The following is a 5,782-nucleotide window of genomic DNA, read 5'->3' as shown; positions in this document are numbered from 1 at the left end:
CCTTTTGATGCGTCGGTGCGGTCACGATGCTCGCTGCGCTCGCGCCTCGACCGGCGGGCGGGTGGGCGCGGAGCGACACCTCCGGTGGTCGAGGTGCGGCGAAGCCGCCTCGAGACCACCCCGGGCCGTGAATACTGTGCTGACGTGACCTACGAGTTCGAGCGCAACCATCGGATCGTCGTCCTCGGAGGCGGTCCCGGCGGCTACGAGGCGGCGCTTTCCGGTGCGCAGCTCGGTGCGGAGGTGACGCTCGTGGAGCGTGCCGGCGTCGGCGGCTCCGCCGTGCTCACCGACGTCGTGCCCTCGAAGACCCTCATCGCGACGGCGAACTCGATGGGCGCGATCCAGCGCATCGCCCGGCTGGGCGTGCGCTTCTCCGTGCCGAACGAGGCGGGCCGTCATGTCGCACCGGAGGTCGCGGTCGACCTCAGGGCGGTGAACCGCCGGCTCAAGGACCTCGCGAACCAGCAGTCCGAGGACATGCGCGCGAGCCTCGAGCACGCCGGGGTGAAGGTCGTGATCGGCGAGGGCCGTCTCGACGGCCCGGGACGCGTCATCGTCTCGACGGGCCGCGGGCGCACCGCGCACGACTTCGACGAGATCGAGGCCGACACGACGGTGGTGGCCGTCGGGGCGAGCCCGCGCAAGCTCCCCACCGCGATGCCGGACGGCGAACGCATCCTCACCTGGACCCAGCTCTACGAGCTCGACGAGGTGCCGGAGCACATCGTCGTGGTCGGTTCGGGCGTCACCGGCGCCGAGTTCGCCTCCGCGTACATGCAGCTCGGCAGCGAGGTGACGCTCATCTCGAGCCGCGACCGCGTGCTGCCGGGGGAGGACGCGGACGCGGCGAACCTGCTCGAGGACGTGTTCACGCGCGGCGGCATGCACCTCATGTCCCGCAGCCGGGCGACGAAGGTGGAGCGTGACGGCGACGGCGTCGTCGTCACCCTCTCGGACGGGCGGGAGGTGCGGGGGAGCCACTGCCTGATGGCCGTCGGCTCCGTGCCGAACACCTCAGGGGTCGGCCTCGAGGAGGCGGGCGTGCAGCTCGACCCGTCGGGGCACATCCGCGTGAACCGCGTCGCCTCGACCTCGCGCCCGTCGATCTACGCCGTCGGGGACTGCACGACCTTCCTCCCGCTCGCCTCCGTCGCGTCGCAGCAGGGGAGGACCGCGGTGTTCCACGCGCTCGGCGACGCGGTCGTGCCCACCGAGCTGCGGAACGTGACGAGCAACATCTTCACCGCGCCCGAGATCGCCTCCGTCGGCTGGACGCAGAAGCAGATCGAGGACGGGATCGCGCAGGGCGAGATCTACAAGCTGCCGCTCGAGACCAACCCGCGGGCGAAGATGCAGAGCATGAAGGACGGCTTCGTGAAGCTGTTCGCGCGGACCGGCTCCGGCACGGTGATCGGCGGCGTGATCGCGTCGCCGCGCGCATCGGAGCTGATCCTCCCAATCGCGCTCGCGGTCGAGCACCGGCTCACCGTCGACCAGCTGGCGCGGGCGTTCAGCGTGTACCCGAGCCTGTCCAACGCGATCACGGACGCGGCCAGGGCCATGCACATCGTCGCCTGACCCGCGCCTCCCCTTCGTCGTTCAGGAGATCCGGGCGCGGTGCGCCGAAATCTCCTGAACGACGAAGGGGGCTACGCGGGGACCGGGACCTCGTCGAGGATCTCGAGCAGGACGGTGCCGGAGGAGACGGTGGTGCCGGGCGTCGCCGCGACGCGTCCGACGACCCCGTCCCGGTGGGCGGTGAGGGGCTGCTCCATCTTCATCGCCTCGAGCACGGCGACCAGGTCGCCCGTGACGACCCGCTGCCCCTCCTCGACCGCGACCTTGACGACCGTCGCCTGCATCGGCGCCTTGACGGCGTTCCCGGAGGTGGTGCTCGCCCGGCTCGCGGCGGAGCGGCGGCGCGGGGGAGGGGGCGCGGCCGTCGCGGCCTCCGGCCTCGCGAGCGCGGTCGGCAGCGACACCTCGATGCGCTTGCCGTTCACCTCGACGGTCACGCGCTGCCGCTCGTCCGGTCCGGGGCCCGTCGGGTCCTGGTCGCCGAGCGAACCGCTCCACGGCTCGATGGTGTTGTCGAACTCGGTCTCGATCCAGCTCGTGTAGACGCCGAACCGGCCGGACTCGGCCGTGAACGCGGGGTCGCGGACGACGGCGCGGTGGAACGGGATGACGGTCGGCAGGCCGGCGACCTCGAACTCCGCCAGCGCCCGGCGGGAGCGCTCGAGCGCGTCCGCGCGGTCCGACCCGGTGACGATGAGCTTCGCGAGCAGCGAGTCGAACGCGCCGGAGACGACGTCGCCCGTGGTCACGCCCGAGTCGATGCGGACGCCTGGGCCTCCCGGCACCCGGAAGGAGCGCACGGGACCGGGCGCGGGCAGGAAGTTCCGGCCCGGGTCCTCGCCGTTGATCCGGAACTCGAACGAGTGCCCGCGCGGTTCCGGGTCGTCGTAGCCGATCGGCTCGCCCTCCGCGATCCGGAACTGCTCGCGCACCAGGTCGAGGCCGGTGACCTCCTCCGACACCGGGTGCTCGACCTGGAGGCGGGTCTTCACCTCGAGGCACGAGACCGTGCCGGCGGAGCCGATGAGCAACTCGCACGTGCCGGCGCCCACGTAGCCGACCTGCTGCAGGATCGCCTTCGAGGAGCGGTACAGCAGCTCGCGCTGCTCCTCGGTGATGAAGGGCGCGGGCGCCTCCTCGACGAGCTTCTGGTGTCGGCGCTGCAGCGAGCAGTCGCGGGTCGACACGACGACGACGGTGCCGAACGCGTCCGCGAGGCACTGCGTCTCCACGTGGCGCGGCTTGTCGAGGTACTTCTCCACGAAGCACTCGCCGCGGCCGAACGCGGCCACCGCCTCGCGGGTCGCGGACTCGAACTGCTGCGGCACCTCCTCGAGCGTGCGGGCGACCTTCAGGCCGCGGCCGCCGCCGCCGAACGCCGCCTTGATGGCGATCGGGAGGCCCACCTCCTGCGCGAACGCGACGACCTCGTCGGCGGTCTCCACGGGGTTCAGGGTGCCGGGCGCGAGCGGCGCGCCGACGGACTCCGCCACGTGGCGGGCGGTCACCTTGTCGCCGAGGGCCTCGATCGCCGCAGGGGGCGGCCCGATCCAGATCAGCCCGGCGTCGATGACGGCCTGCGCGAACGCGCTGTTCTCGGCGAGGAAGCCGTAGCCCGGGTGCACCGCGTCCGCGCCGCTGCGCCGCGCGACGGAGAGCAGCTTGTCGATGACGAGGTAGGTCTCGGCGCTGGTCGACCCGCCCAGCGCGTAAGCCTCGTCCGCGAGCCGCACGTGGCGCGCGTCGCGGTCCTGATCCGCGTAGACGGCGACGGAGGCGATGCCCGCATCCCGAGCGGCCCGGATGATCCGGACGGCGATCTCACCCCGGTTCGCGACCAGCAGCTTCGTGATGCGCCTCGGCGCCGGATCCGGCTCCCCGGTCGCCGGAGGCTCGTCGCGCCGGAGGCGCCGGGAGGGGCGATCGGGGGCAGACATGGATCCTTACTGTATTCGCAGGCGGCCGAAGGCCTTTGGTGACCTCGTACAAACCTTCAGCGGAATCGATGTGCGAGGCGTACGGGCTCAGGCGCCGGTGGCTCGGTTCCAGAGGGACGGCCAGGCGACCCCCGTGCGCCGGACGAGGCGGCGGAGGGTGCTGAGCGACAGCCCGACCACCGTGGACGGGTCGCCCTCCACGTGCTCGATGAACGGGCCGGCGAGCCCGTCGATGGTGAACGCGCCCGCGACCGAGAGCGGCTCGCCGCTCGCCACGTAGGCGTGGATCTCGGCGTCCTCCAGGTCGGCGGCGAAGCGGACGGAGGCGCGCGCCGTCTCCCCGTGCCCCTCCCCGGTCCGGGCGTCGATCAGGTGGTGCCCCGAGTGGAGCACGCCCGTCCCGCCGCGCTGCGCGTGCCAGCGCGCGGTCGCGATCGCCGGCTCGAGGGGCTTGCCGAAGGTCGTGCCGTCGAAGGCGAACGCGGAGTCGCCGCCGAGCACGAGCGCGTCGGTGCGGCCGAGCATCGCCGCGACCGCCTCCGCCTTGCGCTGCGCGAGCAGCTGCACGAGCTCCTCCGGCCGCAGCACCTCGCCGCGCGCCGCCTCCGCCGCCGCGACGACCGCCTCCTCGTCGACGCCGGGCGGCACCGTCTCCGGCTCGATGCCGGCGGCGCGGAGCAGCGCGAGCCGGGCGGGGGAGGTGGAGGCGAGGACGAGGCGCACGACCCCACTCTTCCGCCTTCCCCCGACCTGCGCCGCCGCCGGGCGGGACGGCGCCCGGCGGGCTGGCAGGCTGGTGGCGTGACCGACCTCGAGCTGGACGTGCTGCGCATCGCGCACGGCGGGGTCGCCGTCGCCGAGCTCGACCCCTCGACCGCCTCAGGACGGGGCGGCAGGGTCGTCTTCGTCGCCGACGCCGTGCCGGGTGAGCGCGTGCTCGCGCGCATCACCGACGACCGGCACGAGCGGTTCTGGCGCGCCGTCGCCGTCCGCGTGCTCGAGGCGTCGCCCGACCGCGTGCCGCACGTGTGGGCGGCGGCGTCCATCGACCGCGCGCCCGAGCAGCGCGCCGGCGGCGCCGAGTTCGGGCACATCGCTCCCGACCGGCAGCGCGCCCTGAAGGCCGAGGTGCTGCGCGACGCCCTCGCGCGCATCGGGCACCTGCCGGAGGCGGAGATCGCCGCGCTCGCGCCTCCGGTCGCCGCGGTGCCCGGTCGCGAAGACGGGACCCGCTCGCGGACCCGCGTGCGGCTCCACGTCGACCGGACCGGCCGGGTCGGACCGTACGCGGTGCGGACGAAGCGCGTCGTCCCCGTCGACGACCTGCCGCTCGCGGTCGAGCCGCTCGAGCGCATCCTTCCCGCGCGTGCCCGCGGCCGCGAGCTCCACCTCGTGGCCGCCGCGGACGGCGCCTTCGCCGCCGGGCCGCGCGACGAGCGGGCGCCGATCGTCGAGCGCGTGGGGGAGCGGCCGTTCGCCCTGGAGGCGCTCGGGTTCTGGCAGGTGCACCCCGCGGCGCCGCAGGTGCTCACCGACGCCGTGCGGGCGGCGATCGACCCCGCGCTCCTCGACCCCGACGCCGACAACCACGAGCTCTCCGGCGGGGTCGGCGTGCTCGCCGCGGCGCTCGCGACGGACCCCGCGGTGCGTGTCACGACGGTGGAGTCGGAGCGCGCCGCGAGCGCGCACGCCGCGGCGAACCTCGCCGACCTGCCGCGGGCCAGGGCGGTCGAGGCCCGCGTGGACGCGTTCCTGGCCGACCGCGTCGCTCGCCCCGGCGCGACGGTCGTGCTCGACCCGCCCCGCTCCGGTGCGGGCGCCGAGGTCGTGGAGGCGCTGGTCGCGTCCGGCCCCGCCCAGATCGTCTACGTGGCGTGCGACCCGGTCGCGCTCGCCCGGGACCTCGGCACCTTCGCCGGCCGCGGCTGGCACGCCGAGTCCATCGCGGCCTTCGACCTGTTCCCGAACACGCACCACCTCGAGGCGGTGGCACGGCTCGTCCCGGACGCCTGAGCGCACCGACCCGGCGATCCTCCGCACCCGAACTGGGACGGGCGGCCGCGGGCCGCCGCTCCTACCGTGGATCGACCGAGTCCCGAGCCGAGGAGCGCCCGCCGTGCCCGTCGCGCATGCTGAGAGTGCCACTGATGTGGTGCGGGTCGCCGTTGTGGATGATCACGAGTCGGTGCGGTTGGGGTTGCTTGCTGCGTGTATGCGTGAGGGGTATCAGTTCGTCGATGAGGGCGCGAATGTCGCGGAGTTGA

At 74.0% G+C, this 5,782-nt stretch carries 4 protein-coding genes; 2 read left to right on the top strand and 2 right to left on the bottom strand.

Annotated elements, in window-relative coordinates:
* Positions 1–144: 144 nt before the first annotated feature.
* Positions 145–1,581: an NAD(P)H-quinone dehydrogenase gene (locus ACTHLI_RS12670; protein ID WP_440184199.1), complete on the top strand. Its 1,437-nt coding sequence runs from the start codon at positions 145–147 to the stop codon at positions 1,579–1,581.
* 71 nt (positions 1,582–1,652) lie between these two features.
* Here ACTHLI_RS12670 and ACTHLI_RS12665 read toward each other — a convergent pair whose 3' ends face one another.
* Entirely contained in the window at positions 1,653–3,518 is a 1,866-nt protein-coding gene (locus tag ACTHLI_RS12665; RefSeq protein ID WP_440184196.1) for an acetyl/propionyl/methylcrotonyl-CoA carboxylase subunit alpha, read from the bottom strand.
* Between the two features lie 87 nt (positions 3,519–3,605).
* Positions 3,606–4,241 carry a Maf family protein gene (locus ACTHLI_RS12660; protein ID WP_440184193.1) on the bottom strand — a complete coding sequence of 212 codons (636 nt, stop codon included), beginning with the start codon at positions 4,239–4,241 and terminating at the stop codon, positions 3,606–3,608.
* Positions 4,242–4,319: 78 nt separating this feature from the next.
* Between ACTHLI_RS12660 and ACTHLI_RS12655 the strand changes: the two genes are divergently transcribed.
* Positions 4,320–5,531, top strand: coding sequence for a class I SAM-dependent RNA methyltransferase (locus ACTHLI_RS12655; RefSeq protein WP_440184190.1), 1,212 nt, complete (start codon positions 4,320–4,322; stop codon positions 5,529–5,531).
* Positions 5,532–5,782 lie beyond the last annotated feature (251 nt).

Origin of the sequence: Amnibacterium sp. (genome assembly GCF_051956055.1) — a bacterium.
Taxonomy (GTDB): Bacteria; Actinomycetota; Actinomycetes; order Actinomycetales; family Microbacteriaceae; genus Amnibacterium.
Note: the sequence above shows the minus strand (reverse complement) of the source record. Positions and strands in the feature narration are given on the sequence as shown.

Coding starts and splice junctions, on each gene's coding strand:
- ACTHLI_RS12665 (WP_440184196.1), bottom strand. CDS start 3,518: ATGTCTGCCCCCGATCGCCCCTCCCGGCGCCTCCGGCGCGACGAGCCT.